This window comes from Pseudomonas sp. HMWF032, assembly GCF_003060885.1.
Classification (GTDB): Bacteria; Pseudomonadota; Gammaproteobacteria; order Pseudomonadales; family Pseudomonadaceae; genus Aquipseudomonas.
Window position 1 is genome coordinate 143,081 of the sequence record NZ_QAIG01000008.1, and the last position, 20,577, is coordinate 163,657.

Annotated in this window: 22 protein-coding genes and 1 pseudogene; 5 read left to right on the forward strand and 18 right to left on the reverse strand. The window is 58.2% G+C overall.

What is annotated here, in order from left to right; genetic code table 11:
• Positions 1-65: 65 nt before the first annotated feature.
• The gene (locus DBR00_RS13060) at positions 66-566 is read left to right on the forward strand and encodes a universal stress protein (RefSeq protein ID WP_108486311.1); all 501 of its coding nucleotides are present in this window, start codon (positions 66-68) and stop codon (positions 564-566) included.
• 113 nt (positions 567-679) lie between these two features.
• Entirely contained in the window at positions 680-1,654 is a 975-nt protein-coding gene (cysB, locus tag DBR00_RS13065) for an HTH-type transcriptional regulator CysB (protein WP_108486312.1), read from the forward strand.
• Positions 1,655-1,746: 92 nt separating this feature from the next.
• On the opposite strand, the gene DBR00_RS13070 is transcribed toward cysB, so the two are convergent.
• Genes DBR00_RS13070 through DBR00_RS13080 form a run of 3 tightly spaced genes read right to left on the reverse strand, consistent with a single transcriptional unit; the run spans position 1,747 to position 3,746 of the window.
• Positions 1,747-2,556, reverse strand: a complete 810-nt coding sequence (locus DBR00_RS13070; protein WP_108486313.1) for an OmpA family protein — start codon at positions 2,554-2,556, stop codon at positions 1,747-1,749.
• The gene (locus DBR00_RS13075; RefSeq protein WP_371920658.1) at positions 2,553-2,909 is read right to left on the reverse strand and encodes a DUF4398 domain-containing protein; all 357 of its coding nucleotides are present in this window, start codon (positions 2,907-2,909) and stop codon (positions 2,553-2,555) included. The genes DBR00_RS13070 and DBR00_RS13075 overlap by 4 nt, the downstream gene beginning before the upstream one ends.
• A 9-nt stretch (positions 2,910-2,918) precedes the next feature.
• Positions 2,919-3,746, reverse strand: a complete 828-nt coding sequence (locus DBR00_RS13080; protein WP_108486314.1) for an ABC transporter substrate-binding protein — start codon at positions 3,744-3,746, stop codon at positions 2,919-2,921.
• Between the two features lie 111 nt (positions 3,747-3,857).
• Between DBR00_RS13080 and DBR00_RS13085 the strand changes: the two genes are divergently transcribed.
• Complete coding sequence (locus tag DBR00_RS13085; protein ID WP_108486315.1) at positions 3,858-4,850, forward strand: alpha/beta fold hydrolase; 993 nt, start codon at positions 3,858-3,860, stop codon at positions 4,848-4,850.
• A gap of 28 nt (positions 4,851-4,878) precedes the next feature.
• On the opposite strand, the gene DBR00_RS13090 is transcribed toward DBR00_RS13085, so the two are convergent.
• Both DBR00_RS13090 and DBR00_RS13095 read right to left on the reverse strand, forming a co-directional pair.
• A complete protein-coding gene (locus DBR00_RS13090) occupies positions 4,879-5,808 on the reverse strand; it encodes an electron transfer flavoprotein subunit alpha/FixB family protein (protein ID WP_108486316.1) in 930 nt (309 codons plus the stop codon).
• Complete coding sequence (locus DBR00_RS13095) at positions 5,809-6,558, reverse strand: electron transfer flavoprotein subunit beta/FixA family protein (RefSeq protein WP_108486317.1); 750 nt, start codon at positions 6,556-6,558, stop codon at positions 5,809-5,811.
• 320 nt (positions 6,559-6,878) lie between these two features.
• Between DBR00_RS13095 and DBR00_RS13100 the strand changes: the two genes are divergently transcribed.
• Positions 6,879-8,543, forward strand: a complete 1,665-nt coding sequence (locus DBR00_RS13100; RefSeq protein WP_108486318.1) for an electron transfer flavoprotein-ubiquinone oxidoreductase — start codon at positions 6,879-6,881, stop codon at positions 8,541-8,543.
• A 68-nt stretch (positions 8,544-8,611) separates the two neighbouring features.
• Here the strand turns inward: DBR00_RS13100 and DBR00_RS13105 are convergent, their stop codons facing one another.
• The 5 genes and pseudogenes from DBR00_RS13105 to DBR00_RS13125 form a co-directional block, all read right to left on the reverse strand.
• Positions 8,612-9,181 carry a DUF1285 domain-containing protein gene (locus DBR00_RS13105; RefSeq protein WP_108486338.1) on the reverse strand — a complete coding sequence of 190 codons (570 nt, stop codon included), beginning with the start codon at positions 9,179-9,181 and terminating at the stop codon, positions 8,612-8,614.
• 3 nt (positions 9,182-9,184) lie between these two features.
• Positions 9,185-9,787, reverse strand: a complete 603-nt coding sequence (locus DBR00_RS13110; protein WP_108486339.1) for a DUF4823 domain-containing protein — start codon at positions 9,785-9,787, stop codon at positions 9,185-9,187.
• 303 nt (positions 9,788-10,090) lie between these two features.
• Positions 10,091-10,982 (reverse strand): annotated as a pseudogene (locus DBR00_RS13115) (radical SAM protein).
• 27 nt (positions 10,983-11,009) lie between these two features.
• Entirely contained in the window at positions 11,010-11,978 is a 969-nt protein-coding gene (locus DBR00_RS13120; RefSeq protein ID WP_108486319.1) for a GTP 3',8-cyclase MoaA, read from the reverse strand.
• A gap of 79 nt (positions 11,979-12,057) precedes the next feature.
• Positions 12,058-12,696 carry a TetR/AcrR family transcriptional regulator gene (locus DBR00_RS13125; protein WP_090247979.1) on the reverse strand — a complete coding sequence of 213 codons (639 nt, stop codon included), beginning with the start codon at positions 12,694-12,696 and terminating at the stop codon, positions 12,058-12,060.
• A gap of 76 nt (positions 12,697-12,772) precedes the next feature.
• On the opposite strand from DBR00_RS13125, the gene DBR00_RS13130 reads away from it, so the two are divergent.
• Positions 12,773-13,906: an aminotransferase class V-fold PLP-dependent enzyme gene (locus DBR00_RS13130; protein WP_108486320.1), complete on the forward strand. Its 1,134-nt coding sequence runs from the start codon at positions 12,773-12,775 to the stop codon at positions 13,904-13,906.
• 236 nt (positions 13,907-14,142) lie between these two features.
• Here DBR00_RS13130 and DBR00_RS13135 read toward each other — a convergent pair whose 3' ends face one another.
• The 8 genes from DBR00_RS13135 to acpP all read right to left on the reverse strand — a co-directional run bounded on the left by DBR00_RS13135 (position 14,143) and on the right by acpP (position 20,457).
• A complete protein-coding gene (locus tag DBR00_RS13135; protein ID WP_108486321.1) occupies positions 14,143-14,925 on the reverse strand; it encodes a TatD family hydrolase in 783 nt (260 codons plus the stop codon).
• A gap of 62 nt (positions 14,926-14,987) precedes the next feature.
• Positions 14,988-15,344, reverse strand: coding sequence for a PilZ domain-containing protein (locus DBR00_RS13140; RefSeq protein ID WP_090238100.1), 357 nt, complete (start codon positions 15,342-15,344; stop codon positions 14,988-14,990).
• A gap of 36 nt (positions 15,345-15,380) precedes the next feature.
• Positions 15,381-16,367: a DNA polymerase III subunit delta' gene (locus tag DBR00_RS13145; RefSeq protein WP_108486322.1), complete on the reverse strand. Its 987-nt coding sequence runs from the start codon at positions 16,365-16,367 to the stop codon at positions 15,381-15,383.
• On the reverse strand, positions 16,360-16,992 hold the full coding sequence (tmk, locus tag DBR00_RS13150) for a dTMP kinase (RefSeq protein ID WP_108486323.1): 633 nt from the start codon (positions 16,990-16,992) through the stop codon (positions 16,360-16,362). The genes DBR00_RS13145 and tmk overlap by 8 nt, the downstream gene beginning before the upstream one ends.
• Positions 16,993-17,001: 9 nt before the next feature.
• Positions 17,002-18,054: an endolytic transglycosylase MltG gene (mltG, locus tag DBR00_RS13155; RefSeq protein WP_108486324.1), complete on the reverse strand. Its 1,053-nt coding sequence runs from the start codon at positions 18,052-18,054 to the stop codon at positions 17,002-17,004.
• A gap of 3 nt (positions 18,055-18,057) precedes the next feature.
• Positions 18,058-18,873, reverse strand: a complete 816-nt coding sequence (pabC, locus tag DBR00_RS13160) for an aminodeoxychorismate lyase (RefSeq protein ID WP_108486325.1) — start codon at positions 18,871-18,873, stop codon at positions 18,058-18,060.
• Positions 18,873-20,117: a beta-ketoacyl-ACP synthase II gene (gene fabF / locus DBR00_RS13165; protein WP_108486326.1), complete on the reverse strand. Its 1,245-nt coding sequence runs from the start codon at positions 20,115-20,117 to the stop codon at positions 18,873-18,875. Before fabF ends, pabC begins: the two co-directional genes overlap by 1 nt.
• A 106-nt stretch (positions 20,118-20,223) precedes the next feature.
• Entirely contained in the window at positions 20,224-20,457 is a 234-nt protein-coding gene (gene acpP, locus DBR00_RS13170) for an acyl carrier protein (protein ID WP_058066290.1), read from the reverse strand.
• Positions 20,458-20,577: the final 120 nt, after the last annotated feature.

Sequence of the window (20,577 nt, forward strand, 5' to 3'; positions counted from 1 at the left end):
TTGACTTATCGAAGGCGCTGCTAAGCTCAGATCAGGCCCGCCAGTCAGGCAGTCAAGGAGGCCGCATGATTCGCTCGATTCTCTATGCCACTGATCTCGGCCTGTACGCCCCCTACATTCTGCAACACGCACTGGCGCTGACTCGCTCATTCAATGCCAGCCTGTATGTGGTGCACGCAGTAGAACCCATGGGCCTGTTTGCCGAGTCAGTGCTGCAAACTTATCTGGATGAAGAGCGACTCACGGAGTTGCGCAAAAACGGTCTGAGCACCGTGATGGCAAGCATCGAACAGCGGGTACTGGAGGGGTTTCGCGATGAAATTGGCGAGGCCCTGCACGACCTTGATCTGATCAAGGCAGTACGAGTGGTTCAGGGCGATCCCCCCCTGGTGATACTCGATGAAGCGCAGCAACTTGGCGTGGATCTCTTGGTACTGGGTAGCCACAGTCACGGCACTGATATGGACATTCCCCTGGGTCGAACGGCTTCGCGCTTGGTGCAGCTTTCCGAAGTGCCGGTGTACTTAGTACCAATGCTGCAGCACCGAAGCCGTGGAGAGCTGTGAAGAAACACGGACTTTCTTTTATTTTTGGTCTAAATTAAACGCTTCAATCTTCGTTATGGTTATATAAAGCGCCGGCAACCTGAACGGCGGTCTTTTTGCTTTGAGGGTTTTCTATGAAGCTTCAACAACTGCGCTATATCTGGGAAGTTGCGCATCACGACCTTAACGTTTCTGCCACGGCACAAAGCCTCTACACCTCTCAGCCGGGTATTAGCAAACAGATCCGCCTACTCGAAGACGAACTGGGCGTCGAAGTTTTTGCCCGCAGCGGCAAGCACCTGACCCGCATCACACCGGCGGGCGAGCGCATCATCAATACCGCCGGTGAAATCCTGCGCAAGGTCGAAAGCATCAAACAGATTGCCCAGGAATTCTCCAACGAAAAGAAAGGCACTCTGTCGATTGCTACCACTCACACTCAGGCGCGTTATGCCCTTCCGCCCGTTATCAGCGCCTTTATCAAGCAATACCCGGATGTGGCCCTGCACATGCATCAGGGCACACCGACACAAATCGCTGAAATGGCAGCTGACGGCACAGTCGACTTTGCCATCGCTACGGAAGGCCTAGAACTGTTCAACGACTTGATCATGATGCCCTGCTACCGCTGGAACCGCTGTGTGGTGGTGCCACAAGGGCACCCACTTACGAAGCTGCCTAAGCTCACACTGGAAGCCCTGGCCGAACATGAAATCGTGACCTACACCTTCGGCTTCACGGGCCGCTCCAAACTGGATGAAGCATTCAGCCATCGAGGGCTCGCGCCTAAGGTCGTGTTCACAGCAGCTGATGCTGACGTCATCAAGACCTACGTGCGACTGGGGTTGGGGGTGGGCATCGTGGCCAAGATGGCGATTGACCCTAAAATCGACCCAGATCTCGTCGTGCTGGATGCAGGCGATCTGTTCGAAGCCAGCGTCACCAAGATCGGCTTTCGCCGTGGCACTTTCTTGCGTGGCTTTATGTGTGACTTTATCGAGAGATTTGCCCCCCATCTCACCCGCGAAGTGATGGCCAAAGCGGTACAGTGCCACAGCAGGGTAGAACTGGAGGAATTGTTCAAAGGCGTTGAGCTTCCGCTGCACTAACGTCTGCACAACGGCAGTATCACTATGATGCTGCCGGCTATGCTAGGTCTCGTATAAAAAAGAAACCTGACGCTTTGTGCTAAAGCCCCCGCTCAACGCGATGAGCCGAGCGCCCCTTGTTCATCCGAGAACACAATCTCAACGCGTCGATTCTGTGCTCGCCCCTTGGCTGATGCATTTTCAGTAACAGGAAAACTCTCGCCGTGCCCTTGAACTTCAATGCGGCGGGCTTCAACACCCAGGTCAACAAGTACATCAGCAACCGCTTGCGCACGGGCGCGGGACAACTCCAGGTTTTCCTGCGCATCACCACGGCTGTCGGTGTAGCCTTCAATGCGCACGATGCGGCGGGGGTTGAGCCGCAGGAACTGCACCAGTTTGAGCACAGTACGGTTGGCTGAAGCTTTCAGATCACTGTGTCCTGCATCAAACAGTACATCGCCCAACGTCATCACCAGCCCACGCTCACTTTGCGTAGTCGCCAGGCTGACCATTTGTTCCTCAAGCCAATTCGTCTGATCCTGGACGCTCAGCAGCTTGGCCTCGCGCAGGGCCAGTTGCAGCCGCTGGCGCTCCAGCTCAAGCTTGGCAGCCCGCTCATGATTCAGATTGAGAGCACTCTTCTGTACAGCTATCGCACTGTACTGCTGGCTAAGGTACGCGTAGTGCGCCACATCCGCAGTGCTGCCCCAGTAGCTTGAAAGTCGATCAGCCTTGGCCAGCGACTCTCCAGCACGAATCAGGTCTTTGGGTGCACTGCGTAATACATTGGCATCATCCTTCACCTGCTGAAAGGCCACGTGAGCGGACTCCAGCGCCTTATGACTGGCACCTTGGGATGTGCACCCGGCAAGCCCGTACGAACTTATCAACGCCACAAACACTATCCGGGCGTTCATCATTGCAAACCTCCCAGTTGTTTGCGTAGGCGGTTGATAGCGTTACTCAACTCAGTCAATTGTTGCTGGCTTTTCTCGGTTAGCAGCTGCGCTTCGGCCAGACGCGCATCCAGCTCAGCCTGCTCAGCCAAGAGCCGCGCCTGTTTAAAATCTTCGTCCTGCATGGCCACTTGCGCCTGAGCGAACTTATCTTCAGCCTGGCGCAATGTTGCAGATTGCTCGACAGACAAGCCTACTGCTTTAGCTTGACTGAGTGCCTGCTCACTCAAGCGCAGTTGTTCATGCGGCGCGGGGTCGGTTGCGCAGGCGCTGAGCACGAGCGGCAGCAAAAATGCACAGATTCGTCTGGATATCACAGAAATTACCTACTCTTCTTGAGTCGCATAGGCTGGACTGAGCTGTTGCTCTTTCCAACGCTGCAGATTGCGTTGCAACAAGACCTCAGGCAAGCCGGCGGCAACGGCCTCGGTCATTTTCTTGGCAAGCATGCCGCGTAACCAAGCATCATTACAGGCCGAATTGTGTGACAGCGTAAGGTGCAGGCCTTCACTGGATATAGGCGGATCAAGGACCAACAGATCATCCTGAATAGCCAATGACTCTGCTACAGCCTGGCCTGGGTAACGCTCATAAAGCACATAGTCAGTACGCCCGAGAAGTAGCTTCTGGAAAGCCTGGGTCAAGCTGGATACACCTTCCAGGCTCAGATTGTCTTTTGCATAGGTATCAAAATGCTGACCAAAACTGTTGTTGAGCAGCGTATCACCCAAGCGGCTACGCAGATCCTCCCAGCCAGCATAGGGAAACTCTGCACCACGGTGCACCCACACCACACTGGGTGTGTTTAAAAACGGTGGATGCACATAGTCCATACTCTCTAAGCGGGCCAAAGTCAGGAATGCACCAGCAATCAGGTCCACACGCCCGGTTCTGACTTCATCCTGTGCCCGCGACCACGGTCCGGTATAGATGATGTCCACCCCCACCCCCAACTCTTGGGCAAGGTGTTTAAGCAAGTCGGCATTGGCACCGATCAGCTGCTGAGGATTTTGCGGATCACGCCACAGATAGGGCGGATACTCAGGATTTCCGGTCGCAACCAAACGCTCACACTTACCTGCAGCCGCTGCAAAAACGGGCAACAGCAGACCAAGCAGCAATAGAAATGATTTAACAAAACCACGCTCAAACATTGGCAACATCTCGATTTAACCTAGGATGGGCGACTGCGAGCGCAGATCGGATAACAGCAGCAACATGCTAGCTTAATACGCACTAATACCAATTCGCGATAAAGGCTTGCCATGAAAAAACTCATTGCAGGATTAGCGCTGATACTCATCGGGAGTACTGCGCTGCTTTACCTGTCACCTGCCGCCCAGCTGGCAAGCCTGCAGCTGATCGAACGGCAACGCGCCGGACTCAGCCTCAAACAGATCAGCGTGAACAATCTTAACATTCATTACTACGAAGGCGGCCCGCGCAATGCACAAACCATCCTGATGGTGCACGGCTTTGCCGCCAACAAAGACAACTGGCTGCGCTTTGCCCGCCATTTCAGCCAGGATTATCGAGTGATAGCACTCGACCTGCCGGGTTTCGGCACCAGCGAAAAACCTGCTGGCAGCTACGATGTAGGCACCCAAGCCGAGCACATGGCCAGCGTGATTGATGCGCTGGGAATTGAGCAGCTGCACCTGATCGGCAATTCCATGGGCGGGCATATCAACGCACTCTATGCCGCGCGCTATCCACATAGAACCCGTTCTCTGGCATTACTCAACAACGCCGGTATCACGTCGCCGCAGCCCAGCGAACTGATGCAACTACTGCAGCGCGGGGAACCCAATCCACTGGTGGTGAAAAGCCCCGAGGACTTTCAGCGCCTGCTGCAGTTCATCTTCGTACAACCGCCCTACTTGCCAGAATCGCTCAAGGGCTATTTCGCCGAGCAGGCCATCGCCAATAGCGCGCACTACGACCAAGTGTTTGCCCACTTGATCGACCGCTACATTCCGCTGGAACCGGTGCTGCCGAAGATCCAGGCACCGACGCTGATCATCTGGGGCGCAGAAGATCGGGTGCTCGATGTCTCCAGCATTGATGTCATGCGCCCGCTGTTGCGTGATCCTCGCGTAGTGACCCTCGCAGATACCGGCCATGCACCGATGATCGAGCGTCCACAGCTGACCGCACAACACTACCGGGACTTTCTGCAGAGCCTGCACAACTCACGAAGTGAATCAGGCCGCGGCAACAACCAAGAACACGTAGGCATAAAAAAACCCGCTCAGTGAGCGGGTTTTTTCTGGACGGGAAACCGGCTTAAACCAGTTTCTCCAGCTCAGGGACAGCTTCGAACAGATCAGCAACCAGGCCGTAATCAGCCACCTGGAAGATAGGCGCTTCTTCGTCCTTGTTGATCGCAACGATCACTTTGGAATCTTTCATACCGGCCAGGTGCTGGATCGCGCCGGAGATACCGACAGCAATGTACAGCTGCGGTGCAACGATCTTGCCGGTCTGGCCGACCTGCATGTCGTTGGGTACGAAACCGGCGTCAACGGCAGCGCGCGAAGCGCCCACGCCTGCGCCAAGCTTGTCAGCCAGCGCGTAAAGATGCTTGAAGTTGTCGCCGTTCTGCATACCACGACCGCCGGAAACGACGATTTTGGCAGCGGTCAGTTCTGGACGATCGGACTTGGCCAGTTCTTCACCAACGAAGGTCGATTTGCCAGCGTCAGCGGCGCCGCCGACTGCTTCAATAGCAGCAGAACCGCCTTCAGCAGCAACAGGATCAAAACCAGTGGCACGCACGGTGATGACTTTAACGGCAGCGGAAGACTGCACGGTGGCAATGGCGTTACCAGCGTAGATCGGACGCTTGAAGGTATCAGCGCTTTCAACAGCGATGATTTCCGAGATCTGATCAACATCCAGCGCAGCAGCAACGCGCGGCAGAATGTTCTTACCGTTGCTGGTGGCAGCAGCCAGGATGTGGCTGTAACCCTTGCCCAACTCAGCTACCAGCGGCGCAACGTTTTCCGGCAGCTGGTGAGCGAAGGCTGCGTTGTCAGCAACCAACACTTTAGCAACGCCAGCAATTTTGGCAGCGGCATCAGCGGCAGCGCCGCAAGCGGAACCTGCAACCAGAACGTGGATGTCACCACCGATCTTCGCAGCAGCGGCAACAGTGTTCAGCGTGGCAGGAGCCAGAGCGGCATTGGTGTGTTCAGCGATAACCAGGATAGTCATTTAGATTACCTTCGCCTCGTTCTTCAGTTTCTCGACCAGTTCAGCCACAGACTTGACCTTGATACCAGCGCTGCGGGTAGCAGGCGCTTCGACTTTCAGAGTCTTGACGGTAGAAGCGGTAGAAACGCCCAGATCAGCCGGAGTAACGGTTTCCAGCGGCTTCTTCTTGGCTTTCATGATGTTCGGCAGCGACGCATAACGCGGCTCGTTCAGACGCAGGTCGGTGGTCACGATAGCTGGCAGGCTCAGTGCAACAGTTTGCAGGCCGCCGTCGATTTCACGGGTTACGTTGACCTTGTCGCCCGCCACTTCAACCTTGGAAGCGAAGGTACCCTGGCCGAAGCCAGTCAGCGCGCCCAGCATCTGGCCGGTCTGGTTGTTGTCGCTGTCGATTGCTTGTTTGCCCATGATCACCAATTGAGGCTGCTCTTTATCAACAACAGCCTTGAGCAGTTTGGCCACAGCCAGCGAGTTCAGCTCGTCGGCCGACTCAACCAGGATGGCACGGTCAGCACCCAGCGCCAGCGCGGTACGCAGCTGCTCTTGAGCAGTGGCCGGGCCGATGGTGACGACAACGATCTCGCTCGCCACGCCTTTCTCTTTCAGGCGTACAGCTTCTTCCACGGCGATTTCGCAGAAAGGGTTCATCGACATCTTGACGTTGGCAAGATCAACGCCGCTGTTGTCCGCTTTGACGCGAACTTTGACGTTGTAGTCGACCACTCGTTTGACAGCTACAAGAACCTTCATGGATTCCTCGTTACTCTCCGGTGAATAAGAATGTCGCCAGAAGCGAACATGGCGGGAACTGCAGACCGGCCGGAACCGGGAGTCGACCAATAACGGCAGACACAAAACCGCCCGTATCTTGACCGCACGACCTAGACTGGTCAATACAACGAAGCGGCCAATCGTCAGCGATGTAGTAAGATTCTAACAGCCCTACAGAAAATTCAAACAAACGTTTGTATTGGCCCATCCGAAGGGTCTGGATATAATGCGCCAGCATCGCTCACGGAACGAGCTCGATTGCCAAATAAAATTAGAGAGCCCTGAGTAGGAGATAGCCTGTGGAACGCGAATTTATGGAATTCGACGTCGTCATCGTCGGCGCCGGCCCAGCTGGTTTGTCCGCCGCCTGCCGACTGAAGCAGAAAGCCGCCGACGCCGGCAAAGAAATCAGCGTCTGCGTGGTCGAAAAAGGCTCCGAAGTCGGCGCGCACATTCTGTCCGGCGCAGTGTTTGAACCACGCGCATTGAATGAACTGTTCCCAGACTGGAAAGAGCTCGGCGCCCCGCTGAACACTCCAGTCAAGCGCGACGATATTTATGTTCTCAAGAATGCCGAGAAAGCCACCAAGGTTCCGGACTTCTTCGTGCCCAAGACCATGCACAACCATGGCAACTACATCATTTCCCTGGGTAATCTGTGCCGCTGGCTGGCGCAACAGGCCGAGAATCTCGGTGTAGAAATCTACCCAGGCTTCGCCGCTCAGGAAGCACTGATCAACGAAGAAGGCGCGGTCTACGGCATTCTCACTGGCGATCTGGGTGTGGACCGCGAAGGTCACCCGAAAGAGGGTTACTACACCCCAGGCATGGAACTGCGCGCCAAGTACACCCTGTTCGCCGAAGGTTGCCGCGGCCATATCGGCAAACAACTGATCAAGAAATTCAACCTCGACTCCGAAGCCGATGCTCAGCACTACGGCATCGGCATCAAGGAAATCTGGGACATCGACCCAGCCAAGCACGAACAAGGCCTGGTAGTTCATACCGCCGGCTGGCCGCTGGATATCGTTGCCAGCGAAAACACTGGCGGCTCCTTCCTCTATCACCTGGAAAACAACCAAGTGGTAGTCGGCCTGATCGTCGACCTGTCGTACAGCAACCCACACCTGTCGCCGTTCGATGAGTTCCAGCGCTACAAGCATCACCCGGTGATCGCCCAGTACCTGGAAGGCGGCAAGCGCGTCGCTTACGGTGCTCGCGCCATCTGCAAAGGCGGCCTCAACTCGCTGCCGAAGATGGTCTTCAACGGCGGCGCCCTGATCGGTTGCGACCTCGGCACCCTGAACTTCGCCAAGATCAAGGGCAGCCACACTGCCATGAAATCCGGCATGCTCGCTGCTGACGCTGTAGCTGACGCGCTGTTTGCAGGCAAGGAAGGCGGCGACCAGCTGACCGGCTATGTCGACGCATTCAAAGCCAGCTGGCTGTACGACGAGCTGTTCCGCAGCCGTAACTTCGGCCCAGCGCTGCACAAGTTTGGCCCGCTGGTTGGCGGCGGCTTCAACTGGCTCGACCAGAACATCTTCGGCGGCAAGATTCCGTTCACCCTGCACGACACCAAGCCGGATTACGCCTGCCTGAAGCCGGCAGCAGACGCTCAGAAGATCAGCTACCCGAAACCCGATGGCAAGCTCAGCTTCGACAAGCTCAGCTCGGTATTCCTCTCCAACACCAACCATGAAGAGGAACAACCTTGCCACCTGAAGCTCACTGACCCGAGCATTCCGCTGAGCAAGAACCTGCCGCTATACGACGAGCCCGCGCAGCGTTACTGCCCGGCCGGCGTGTACGAGGTTGTGACCAAGGAAGACGGCGAGCAGAAGTTCCAGATCAACGCGCAGAACTGCGTGCACTGCAAAACCTGTGACATCAAGGATCCCGCCCAGAACATCACCTGGGTGGCCCCTGAAGGCACAGGCGGGCCTAACTACCCCAATATGTAAGACGCAAAAAAGGCTCCCTCGGGAGCCTTTTTTATTGTGTTGATTACAACCCCTACCGAGAAAGCAGGTCAATCCGGCTGAGGACCGATGGGAAAAAACGCCCCACTGCTCCACACACCCAGCCAGGTCTTGCCATCAATTTCGCGCGGCACCGCCAGCTCGACCAGCTGATAAAACACATTGCGATGGATCAACGCCTCAAGATTGCTGCGCACATGCACATAGGGCGCGGGCTCTCCGGTCAGAGCATCCAGCTCGACCCGAAGCGGATGCTCGCTGCCGGCGACCACTTCATCCTCGACATTGGTGACAAAACGCAGCACCTGCGCTTCACCTTCACCCCCCACCTGCAGGCTGACCGCAACAAAGGGTGCGTCATCCACCTGAATCCCGACCATCTCCACCGGTGTCACCAGCACGTATTTATCACCATCTCGGCGAATAATGGTGGAAAACAGCTTGACCATCGGTTTGCGGCCAATTGGCGTGCCCATGTAGTACCAAGTGCCGTCGCGGGCGATGCGCATGTCGATATCGCCACAGAACGCTGGGTTCCACAGGTGCACCGGTGGCAACCCCTTGCCTTCGCCTTTGGGTATTTGCGCCAGCAGGTCGCCGGCCTTGCCTGAATCAGTCATCAATCAATGCCCCAATCCCAACAAACGCCGCGCATAATCCTGCAGCGCCGGACCGATCAGGTCCTCAGGCTTAGCATCATAAAACGTCAGAAAGCCTCCGCGGCTACGAATACGTGTGTTATCAACAAAATAGCGGGTATTGGTCTCGATCAGCATCAACTGAATAACCCCGCGATCAGTGCCCAGACGGTCCAGCGCCTCCTGATCTTCCCACTCCTCCACCGTGCCGATACGGTCATCGGCATAGGCGAAGCGGCTGTACAACAGGTAATGCGCACCCGCCTCGCGCGCCTCGGCCAGCGCCTCTTCCAGACCCAACGGCGCCTTGGCGCGACGCACCATGGGGAAATACTCGATAAAGCCCTTGTAGGCTTCCTCAGCCACCACATTGGGCCGCGGATAGGCATCACCCGGCGGCACGAAGTGGCCTTGAGCGATATAAATGAACGAATCGGCCTGCAAACGCCAAGGGCTGGCGCGGCGCGTCTGGCTGTGGTCGAGCACACCCACATCGCGCAATTGATAGATCGCCTCGTCCGCCAGATCACTGGCCTTCATGCAGCCGCTCAGCAGCAACACGCTCATTATCAACAACAGACTACGCATCATGCCCCCTCGCTGCCGGTGACAAAAAACCGGCGGATAGCGCCTAGATGCAGATTTCACGCCACCTGCACGTTTCAGAGCCTGCATAGGATCTTGCATGCTAGAGCCATGCAAGGCGCTACGTTGGTAACAGCCTCCGGCTGGTCAAAATAGGCGTGGAAGCGGAGCGTACGAGCTGTACATGAGCATTACTCGTTTCACTCGCCCTTCGGGTCGCGCTGAAGCGCGTTCTTCGCCACAAGTGGCTTGCCTAGCCTTTTTTAACGCAGTAGGGGCGACGCTCAGCAGATCATAAGCAGGTTCTCAAAGGCCGCGCTGCCACTCCTGGCGCAGCCGTGCCTGCTGTGGCTGCTCGATAGCCTGTCGCACCTGAGCCAGCAGGCGCTGCTTGTCGCCCCCCAGAGTCCCCTTGAGCACCAGGTAATTGGAGGCATGATCACTGCGGAATACCGTGTCGCGCAGTTCAAGACCGCTTAGCAAGCGCTCCACCTCGACAAACAACTGCTGCTGATTGAGCGCCTGAAAATCAGCAAAACCCTCACGAAACCGCGCCTCACCCATAGGAAAACTCACCACCAGAGTCGAGAGAAATTCCGGCTGCGATTCATTCATCAGGCGCGCCGAGTTATCCGCATGCTGCTCACTCAAAGTCGTACCGCCCAGACCATTGAGGATCATCACCGAGCGGGTGATACCCGCCTGGCCGAGCTTGTCCAGCGCACTCAGGCTGGACTCATAAGTTTCGCCTTTATTAACCCGCGCCAGCACCTCATCATCACCGGATTCGCAACCGACATACGCCATGCGCAGGCCGGCATCGGCCAGCTCCTTGAGTTCTTCTACAGATTTCTTGCGCAGATTGCGCGGCAGACAATAACTCGACACCCGCTCGACCTCCGGCATGTGCTCGCGAATCGCCTGCAGAATGGTCAGAAGACGCCGCGTCGGCATCACCAGAGCATCACCATCGGCGAGAAACACCCGCTGTACGATCATCCGCTCGCCGGTCAGGCGAATCTCGTCGAGCACCTGCGCCTCATCGCGGGCGCGGAATTTCTTCTGTTCCTGAGGGTAACTAATCACAGAACGTGCACTTATTCCAAGAGCAACCATTGGTCACCGGCAGGATCAGCGAATGGGCTTCGCTGGGCGGGCGGAACACCGGTTCGATATAGCTGATGGGGAAATCTTGCATGGTCTTCACTCAAGGCAGGTGGCGGTCTTAGCCGCCAATAATCTTCATCACAGTCGCACCGCCAGAGAATGCCAGGTCCTGTTTGTCGCCCAGCGCCTTGACTAACAGGCCTTGCAACGCAGGCAACGCCTGGTGGCGCGGTTTTTCGAGCAAATCGCCCACATAGTGGCGATTACTCGATGACAGGCAACCATGCAGCCATCCGGTCGAGGACAGGCGCAGCCGCGAGCAGGTGCGGCAGAACGGCACGCTTTCATTGGCGATTACGCCGAAGTGGCCGACGCCGGGGATGGCGTAACGCAGCGCGGTGGCGTCCAGCGCAGCGTGGGCCTGGACATAGTCGTAGCGACTGCCGATCAGCGCCAGCAGTTCGGGCATGCCGACAAACTGGCGCTGAAAACCATTGCCGTCACGGGCCAGATGGCCCATGCGCATCAGCTCGATAAAGCGCAGCTCGAAGCCATTGGCCAGGCAGTAGTCGAGCAGCGGCAACACCTGATCGAGATTCTGCCCGCGCAACGGCACCATATTGACCTTGATCTGCATCCCCGCCGCCCGCGCCTGCTGCAGGCCATCGAGTACTGTCGCCAGATCGCCGCCACGGGCAATGGTGCGAAATGCCGCACCATCGAGGGTGTCCAGGGAAATATTCAAGCGGCGGATGCCACATTCCAGTAGCAGCGGCAGTTTGCGCGCCAGCAACTGGCCGTTGCTGGTCAGGCTGATATCGGCCAAACCGAGCTGGCTGACGCCGCGCAAAAAAGCCTCGAGCTTGGGGCTGACCAGCGGTTCGCCACCAGTTATGCGCAAGCGCTCGATACCGGCGGCTTCGATCAGGTAGGCCACGCCACGCAGCATGGTCTCGGCCGAGAGTTCGTCCTGAGCGGCCACCAGGCGCTTGCCATCGGGCACGCAGTAGGTGCAGGCATAGTTGCAGGCGGCGGTCAGGCTGACGCGCAGATTGCGAAAGCGCCGGCCCTGATGGTCAACGATCATGCGCGTCTCCAGCAAAGGTAGGCGCCGAGTATACGGGCGCCGCCAGCGCAGCAGATTGCATATCCACGCGCTGAATACCTCAGCTAGCCGGAGTATCGCCCTCACGCTTGCGCTTGTTGCCCATGCGCACGCCGATGTCCATAAGGAACTGGAAGAAGCCTTCCTGATCCTCCAGCACGTTGCTCCAGAATGGCGAGTGGTACAGCGCCACCGCGCCATGCACCAGCGCCCAGGCCGCGCAGTAGTGGAAGTACGGCGGCACATCTTCCAGCTTGCCTTCAGCGATGCGGCCCTTGATCAGCTGAGTCAGGCGCTCGAAGTTGGAGGCGCGGATCTTGTGCAGTTGCTCGACCATCTCCGGCACTTGATTACCCTTGACCACTTTTTCTTCCAGGCGGTCAAACAGGCGATAACGCTGCGGATCACGCATGCGGAATTCAAAATAAGCACGCGACAGCGCTTCCTTGTCACGATCGACATCGGCCGAGTGCAACAACTCATTGAGGTCACGCTCGTAGTCGAGCATCAGACGCAGATAAATCTCCGCCTTGGATTTGAAGTGTTTGTAGATGGTGCCTTTACCGATACCAACCGTGTCGGCAATCATTTCCACAGTCACGCTGTCTTCACCCTGGTCGAGGAAGAGTTTCAGTGCTGTGTCGAGAATTTCCTGTTCGCGGCGGCGAAACTCACGGACCTTGCGGGGTTCTTTATGCATAAAAGGACTACGGGGTCAAAAAATCGAAGGCGCGTATTATGCCTAACTACCAACAAATTGCACGGATCATCCGACCATGTACGCCGTTCATGACGAGTTTCCACAACTTCCCGGCCTGCGTTATCTCAACCACGCGGCCGTTTCACCCTGGCCGCGACGGGCAGTCGATGCAGTCAGCCGCTTTGCCATCGAGAACGCGCAAACTGGCGCGCGCGACTATGCAAACTGGCTGCAGGTCGAGCGCCGCCTGCGTGAGCGCCTGCAGCGCCTGCTCAATGCGCCGTCGCGCGCGGATATCGCGCTGGTGAAAAATACCTCCGAGGCCCTGTCTTTCGTTGCCTTTGGCCTGGACTGGCGGGCCGGTGACCAGGTGGTGATTAGCGATGAAGAATTCCCCTCCAACCGAATTGTCTGGGAGGCACTCGTCCCGCAGGGCGTCGAAGTCGTACAGGTCAATCTGCATCTGGGTGATGCCGAGGCAGCCCTGCTCGCCGCCTGTGGCCCGCGCACCCGACTGATGGCGATCAGCGCCGTGCAGTACGCCAGCGGTCTGCGTTTGGATCTGCCGCGTTTAGGTCTGGGCTGCGAGGCGCGCGGCGTGTTGCTGTGCATCGATGCGATCCAACAGCTCGGTGCCCTGCCCTTCGACGTGCAGGCCAGCCAGTGCGCCTTTGCCATGGCCGACGGCCATAAATGGTTGCTCGGTCCGGAAGGCCTCGGGGTGTTCTATTGCCGCAGCGACCTGCGCGCGCAGCTCAAGCTGCATGAATACGGCTGGCACATGCTCGAACATGCCGGCGATTACCAGCGCAGCACCTGGGAGCCCGCACGCAGTGCCCGGCGCTTTGAGTGCGGCAGCCCGAACATGCTCGGCGCCATGGCCCTTGAGGCCAGCCTGTCACTGCTGGAAGAGGTTGGCATGGCGCAGGTCGAGAAGGCTCTGCAGGAACGTATGCAATGGTTGATTGATGGGCTGCACAAGGTGCCCGGTGCACGCCTGCACAGCACGGTTGAACGTCAGCAACGTGCGGGAATTCTGACTTTCAGCCTGGATGGCTGGCAACACCAAGCCTTGTTTGAACACCTGAAGGAACAGCAGGTGATCTGCGTACAACGCGGTGCGGGCATTCGCCTGTCGCCACACTTCTACACAGAACCCCGGGTTATTGAAGAGACGCTGGCGCTGTTGCAACAGCTGGCGGCTGCTTGAGGACTCAGCAGCGCGCCCTGTATTCCAAATCCGTTTAAGAATGCCGGGAAACGGCCTGGACGATCAGCAATCTTCACCAATACTGATGAGTACTGGTGTGCGGCGTATCCCCCAAGCGCCCCGCCAGGCAAGGTACCGTGGACCGCGTACCTTGATTTACTCCTAATGGTCTTAACCCGGTCTCATCCCCCAGAGGCCGGGTTTTTTTTGTGCCCAGTTCTATCAAGCCATTGTGATTAAACAACACGAGCCAAAGGGAATAGACGCTTGAAGTTGGCCGTGGTCTGCTCAGCTAATTGCTCGTAGCTGACACCGCGCAAAACCGCCAGGTACTCGGCCACATCACGCACATATTCCGGCAGGTTCGGCTTGCCGCGATGCGGGATGGGCGCCAGATAAGGTGAGTCGGTTTCCACCAGCAAGCGATCAGCTGGCACCTGGCGCGCCACTTCACGCAGCGCTTCGGCATTGCGGAAGGTGACGATACCGGACAGCGAGATGTAGAAGCCGACATCCAACGCGGCCCTGGCCATGTCCCAATCTTCGGTAAAACAGTGCAGCACGCCGGCCTGCGGCAGCGCCGCCTCACGCAGCAGCGCCAGGGTGTCGGCCCGCGCCGCGCGGGTGTGCACGATCACCGGCTTGCCGGTAATCCGCGCGGCATCCAGGTGCAAGCGGAAGGATGCCTGCTGCAGCGCCGCAGACTCCGGCTCGTAGTGATAATCCAGACCGGTTTCGCCGATGGCCACCACCTGCGGGTGATTCAACTCACCGAGCAGCCAGTCCAGCGCTGGCGCTGCACCGGGCTCAAGATCCAGCGGGTGCACACCGACCGAGCAATCGACATCGGTATAACGCTCAGCCAGGCCTTTGACGGCCGCAGCATTATCGGCACTGACGCCGATGCACAGAAAATGACCAACACCGCGCGCCCGCGCAGCATCCAGCGCCGCATCGAGCGAACCGCCGTGGGCAGCCAGATCGAGGCGGTCAAGGTGACAGTGGGAATCAACCAGCATGGGTAACAATCACTTGAGAAGCGGTGCCACAAAGCGGGCACCGTGATACGGAGGAAAACCGGTTACATGGTGTGCGTCGGACGATCCGAAGTCAGCGCACCGGCCAAGTAGGTTTCGATCTTGTTGCGCGCGGTGTTGTCACCATCATTGAACTGCACGCCCACACCTGCGGCGCGGTTGCCTTGCGCGCCCTTCGGCGTGATCCAGACCACCTTGCCGGCAACCGGGATCTTTTCCGGCTCATCCATCAGGTTGAGCAGCATGAACACTTCATCGCCGAGTTTGTAGCTCTTGTTGGTTGGAATAAACAGGCCGCCATTCTTGATAAAGGGCATGTAAGCGGCATAGAGCACGGATTTGTCCTTGATTGTCAGCGACAAAATTCCGTTACGCGGGCCCAAGTTAGGAGGCAGACTCATGCGGCATTCCTGATTTTATTCACTTAATGGCCGATTCTAGCCCGGCCCGGGCAAGCTTGCCCACTGCACCAGCAAGGCTTCGAGAAGCAAGACACGGTTGAGGTTCGCCTTACCAATGACTTTCTGACGCTGCGCCAGTAACCAATCCTGCATATTCAGCACTTTCGGTTGCGCAGTTTTCTGCGCCAGATACTGCACCACCTTACGCATGTCGGCATGTCCCAACCCCTCTTCATCGTGGGTCAACTGATAGCGCAGCATCAGCTGCGACCACTGGCAGAACCAGTCGAACAGCAACTGCAGGGACACCGCATTCCAACTTTCGGCCAACTGGCTGGGGGCGATCTGCTGTTTGAGCAGCTTCTTCACGCCCTCAACCACCTGTGCGCGCTGAGCGCTGACGCCTTGCTCGTGCATCTGCACCGCCAACAGGGGCGAGCCGGCGGCCAGGAACAGCAGCTCGCGGTGTTCCTCAGCGCTGCACGCCGGTAACGCCTGGGCTAACCAGGCCAGGCTCATGGCCTCACTCGGCAACGGGCAGGCCTGCTGTACGCAGCGGCTCTTCACCGTAGGCAACAGGCGACTGGGCTGATGGCTGATCAGCAACAACACGGTATTGCCAGAGGGTTCCTCGAGGCTTTTCAACAGCGCGTTGGCCGCATTAATGTTCATCGATTCGGTCGGCTCGACCAGCACCACCTTGCGTCCGGCCAGTTGTGCGGTCTGCACCACGAAACTGACCAGATCGCGCACCTGATCAACCTTGATCGCCTTATCAGCCTCTTCCGGCTCCAGGATGTAGTTATCCGGGTGGGTGCCGGCTGCCAGCAGGTGACAGGACTTGCATTGGCCGCAGGCGTCCAGGCCATCGGGTTTCTGGCAGAGCAGACGCGCCATCAGGCGCTCGGCCAGCGCGCGCTTGCCGATCCCCGCTGGGCCGTGCAGCAGATAGGCATGGGCATGCTGCGTACGACCCGCCAATTGCTGCCAGAGTGCATCCTGCCAGGGGTAGGCTTCAGCCACGTTGCAGCTCCAGCAACTGTGGCAGCAGTGCATCCAGCGCCTGCTGCACTTGGCTCAACGATTGAGCGGCATCAAGAATGTGATAGCGCTGCGGTTGTTCAGCCGCGCGACGTAGGTAGGTCTGACGCACTGCTTCAAAGAACTGCCGCCCTTCCTGCTCGAAACGATCCAGGCGACCGCGCGCCGCCGCACGGGCCAGACCGACTTCCACCGGCAGATCAAAGACCAACGTCAGATCAGGCCGTAAAGCGCCTTGAACGAAGGCTTCAAGCTGCGCAATACGCGCTTCGGAGAGACCACGACCACCGCCCTGATAAGCGTAGGTGGCATCAGTGAAACGGTCGCATAGCACCACGCTGCCGCGGGCCAGCGCCGGACGGACGACCTGTGCAAGGTGCTGAGCGCGGGCCGCGAATACCAGCAACAGTTCGGTGTCAGCAGCCATTGGCTCATCGCTGGGTGCCAGTAGCAGCTCGCGCACCCGCTCAGCCAGTGGCGTCCCCCCCGGCTCACGGGTCAGCAGCACATCAATACCCTGCTCACGCAGACGCTCGGCCAGGTAGTCGCGATTGGTGCTTTTACCAGCACCCTCTGGGCCTTCCAGGGTGATAAACAAACCGCTCACAGACTGTCCTTACTGATTAATGGGCGCTACAGGGGCCGGGCTCGAACGATAATCTGCGCGGCGCTTGAGCTGATACTCACGTACAGCTCGGTTGTGCTGCTCAAGGGTATTGGAAAATACATGGCTGCCATCGCCACGGGCAACGAAATACAGACTGCTTCCCGCCACCGGGTTCAGCGCGGCATGAATCGCCTCGCGACCGACCAATGCGATGGGCGTCGGCGGCATTCCATCGATGGTGTAGGTGTTATAAGGCGTTGGCTCACGCAGGTCATTGCGGGTAATACGCCCGTTATAGCGCTCACCCATGCCATAGATCACCGTCGGATCGGTCTGCAGACGCATGCCGATGCGCAGGCGCCGTACGAACACCCCGGCAATCTCACCGCGCTCTTCGGGCACACCGGTTTCCTTTTCGATCATCGAGGCCATGATCAGCGCGTCATAAGGTTCTTTGTACGGCAGGTCCTTGGCTCGCTGCGCCCACTCCTCGGCCAGCACCTGTTCCAGCCGTGCATGCGCCTGTTTGAGCAGTTCAAGGTCACTCATGCCACGCACAAAGCTGTAGGTATCGGGGAAGAAACGCCCTTCCGGGTTTAACCCAGACAGGCCAAGCTGTTTCATCAGCTCAGCATCGCTCAGCTCGCCCAAGGTCAATTCAAGACGCGTTTCACGCGCCAGGGCCGCACGCACCTGCCGGAAGTTCCAGCCTTCAACCAGGGTCAGGCTGTATTGCAAGACGTCACCACGCCGCCACTGACCGAGCATGTCCAGCGCCGTAGCGCCGGGAACCAGGCGATACTCGCCACTGTGCAGCGGTTGATTGCGCAAATTGAAGCGCCAGTACAGGCGTAACCAGAACGCTTGCTCGAGAATGCCGTCGGTTTCCAGACGATTGAGCACACCGCCCGGCGTAGCACCTGCCGGCACATCCACCAGGTACGCTTCAGTCAGCTTCAGGGGCTGATGCAGCGCCGAATGCTGCTGCCAGGCAGCAAAGGCAACCAGCAAAGTAGCCAGCACCACGCCACCTTCCAGCAGCAGCAAGATTTTCCGTATCACGAATCAGCAGTCCAGTAGATCGCGGGCAATGGCCTGCAGTTTACGGGTGAGCGGGCCGACCGGCCAGTCGTGAACAAGCAAAGCGCGAACTGGCCACACGCCATAGAGGCTGTTACACAGCATGACCTCATCAGCCGCCAGTAACTCGGCGTAGCTGATATCGCGTACCTGACACTCAACACCCAGCGCAGCCGCCTGCGCCAGCAACTCCGCGCGCATTACGCCGGCTACGCCACAGCGCGACAGATCGGCCGTCATCAGCACACCTGCACTGACCAACATCAGGTTGCTGTAAACCCCCTCGATCACCCGCCCGCTGCCATCCTGCATAAGCCCTTCGGCATGCTCGGTGTCCTGCCACTCGCTGCGAGCCAGCACCTGCTCAAGACGATTGAGGTGCTTCAGACCGGCAAGCAAAGGCTGCTCCGCCAAACGTGTGGCGCAGGGGAAAAGGCGTACACCCTGCTCGGCATGAGCGGAGGGATAAACCGGTTTGGCCGCAGCCTGCAGAATCAGGCGCGGCCGCACCGGCTGTGGCAGCGCATAACCACGCTGTCCATCACCACGCGTGAGCATAAGCTTGACCACACCCTCACCCACCTGCTGGCTGAATGCCAGCAGGTGAGCGCGCACCAATGGCAGATCGACTGGAATGTACAGCCGGGTACAGCCTTCAGCCAGTCGCGCCAGGTGGCGCTCCAGCAGCGAGGGTTGTCCAGCACTCACGGCGATGGTCTCGAAGAGCCCGTCGCCGTAGGCCAGGCCGCGATCCGTTATGGACAGCAGCTCAGCCGGCTGGCCATCAACCCAGCTCAGCATCAACCGGCAAACCGGCGGAACACCAGCGAGCCGTTGGTGCCGCCAAAGCCAAAGGAGTTGGACAGCACCACATCCAATGCCATGGCCTTGGCCTGATGCGCAACGAAGTCGAGATCGCAGCCTTCGTCCGGGCTATCCAGGTTGATGGTCGGCGGCGCCACCTGATCACGCAGCGCGAGGATGCTGAAGATCGCCTCCACCGCACCGGCTGCACCCAGCAGGTGACCGGTCATGGACTTGGTCGAGCTCACTGCCAATTTGTAGGCATGCTCACCAAACACCGATTTCACTGCCGCCACTTCAGCCTTGTCACCCGCCGAAGTCGAAGTGCCATGGGCGTTGATGTACTGCACCTGATCGGCATTCAGGCCGGCATCACGCAGCGCGTTGGCCATGCAGCGCGCTGCACCGGCGCCGTCTTCAGGTGGCGAAGTCATGTGATAGGCATCGCCGCTCATGCCAAAGCCGATCAGCTCGGCATGGATAGTCGCGCCACGAGCCTTGGCATGCTCCAGCTCTTCCAGCACCAAAGCCCCCGCGCCATCGGACAGCACGAAGCCGTCACGATCCTTGTCCCAAGGCCGGCTGGCCTTGGTCGGTTCATCGTTTCGCGTCGACAGCGCCCGCGCAGCGCCGAAGCCGCCCATTCCCAGGCCGCAGGCGGCCATTTCGGCGCCACCGGCAACCATTACATCGGCTTCGCCGTAAGCGATGTTGCGCGCCGCCATGCCAATGCAATGAGTACCCGTGGTACAGGCCGTGGCGATGGCGTAGTTGGGGCCCTGTAGACCGAGGTGGATCGACAGGAAACCGGAAATCATGTTGATAATCGAACCAGGCACGAAGAACGGCGAAATCCGCCGCGGCCCCTGCTCATGCAGCGACTTGCAGTTGTTTTCGATATTGGTCAGGCCGCCGATACCGGAACCCATGGCCACGCCAATACGTTCGCGGTTGGCATCAGTGACTTCCAGACCGGAGCTGCGCATGGCCTGAAAACTTGCAGCCAGGCCGTACTGAATAAACAAGTCGAGCTTGCGGGCTTCTTTGGCCGACAAGTATTCCTCAACATTGAAACCTTTGACCGCACCACCAAAGCGCGTGGAAAAAGCGGAAAGGTCTACATGCTCAAGCAGGCCGATGCCACTACGACCAGCCAAAATGCCCTGCCAGCTACTCGGCACATCGTTACCCAATGGTGACAGCATACCCATACCGGTAACCACGACGCGTCTACGCGACACAGCAATCTCCTTTTCTAGTTTTCAACGCTTGGAATGCGCTTAAAGAAAAGCCGCACGCCTGATTAGGGAGTGCGGCTTTTCCGAGTCGGGAACCGACAAATACGTCTTACGCGTGAGCGGTAACGTAGTCGATCGCTTCCTGAACGGTGGTGATCTTCTCAGCTTGTTCGTCCGGGATTTCGGTCTCGAATTCTTCCTCGAGAGCCATCACCAGCTCAACGGTGTCAAGAGAGTCGGCACCCAGGTCTTCGACGAAGGAAGCGCTGTTGGTTACTTCCTCTTCTTTGACGCCAAGTTGCTCAGCAACGATTTTCTTGACGCGTTCTTCGATGGTGCTCATACCTTGTTTTCACTCCTATTGGACAAATCCAGGCAGCTGGTCTGCGGCCAAGTGTATAGAAAGGGTTTTTAGCATTTCAAGCTGAATGCCGGGGTGCCCCAGGAACACTTCAACGATCTG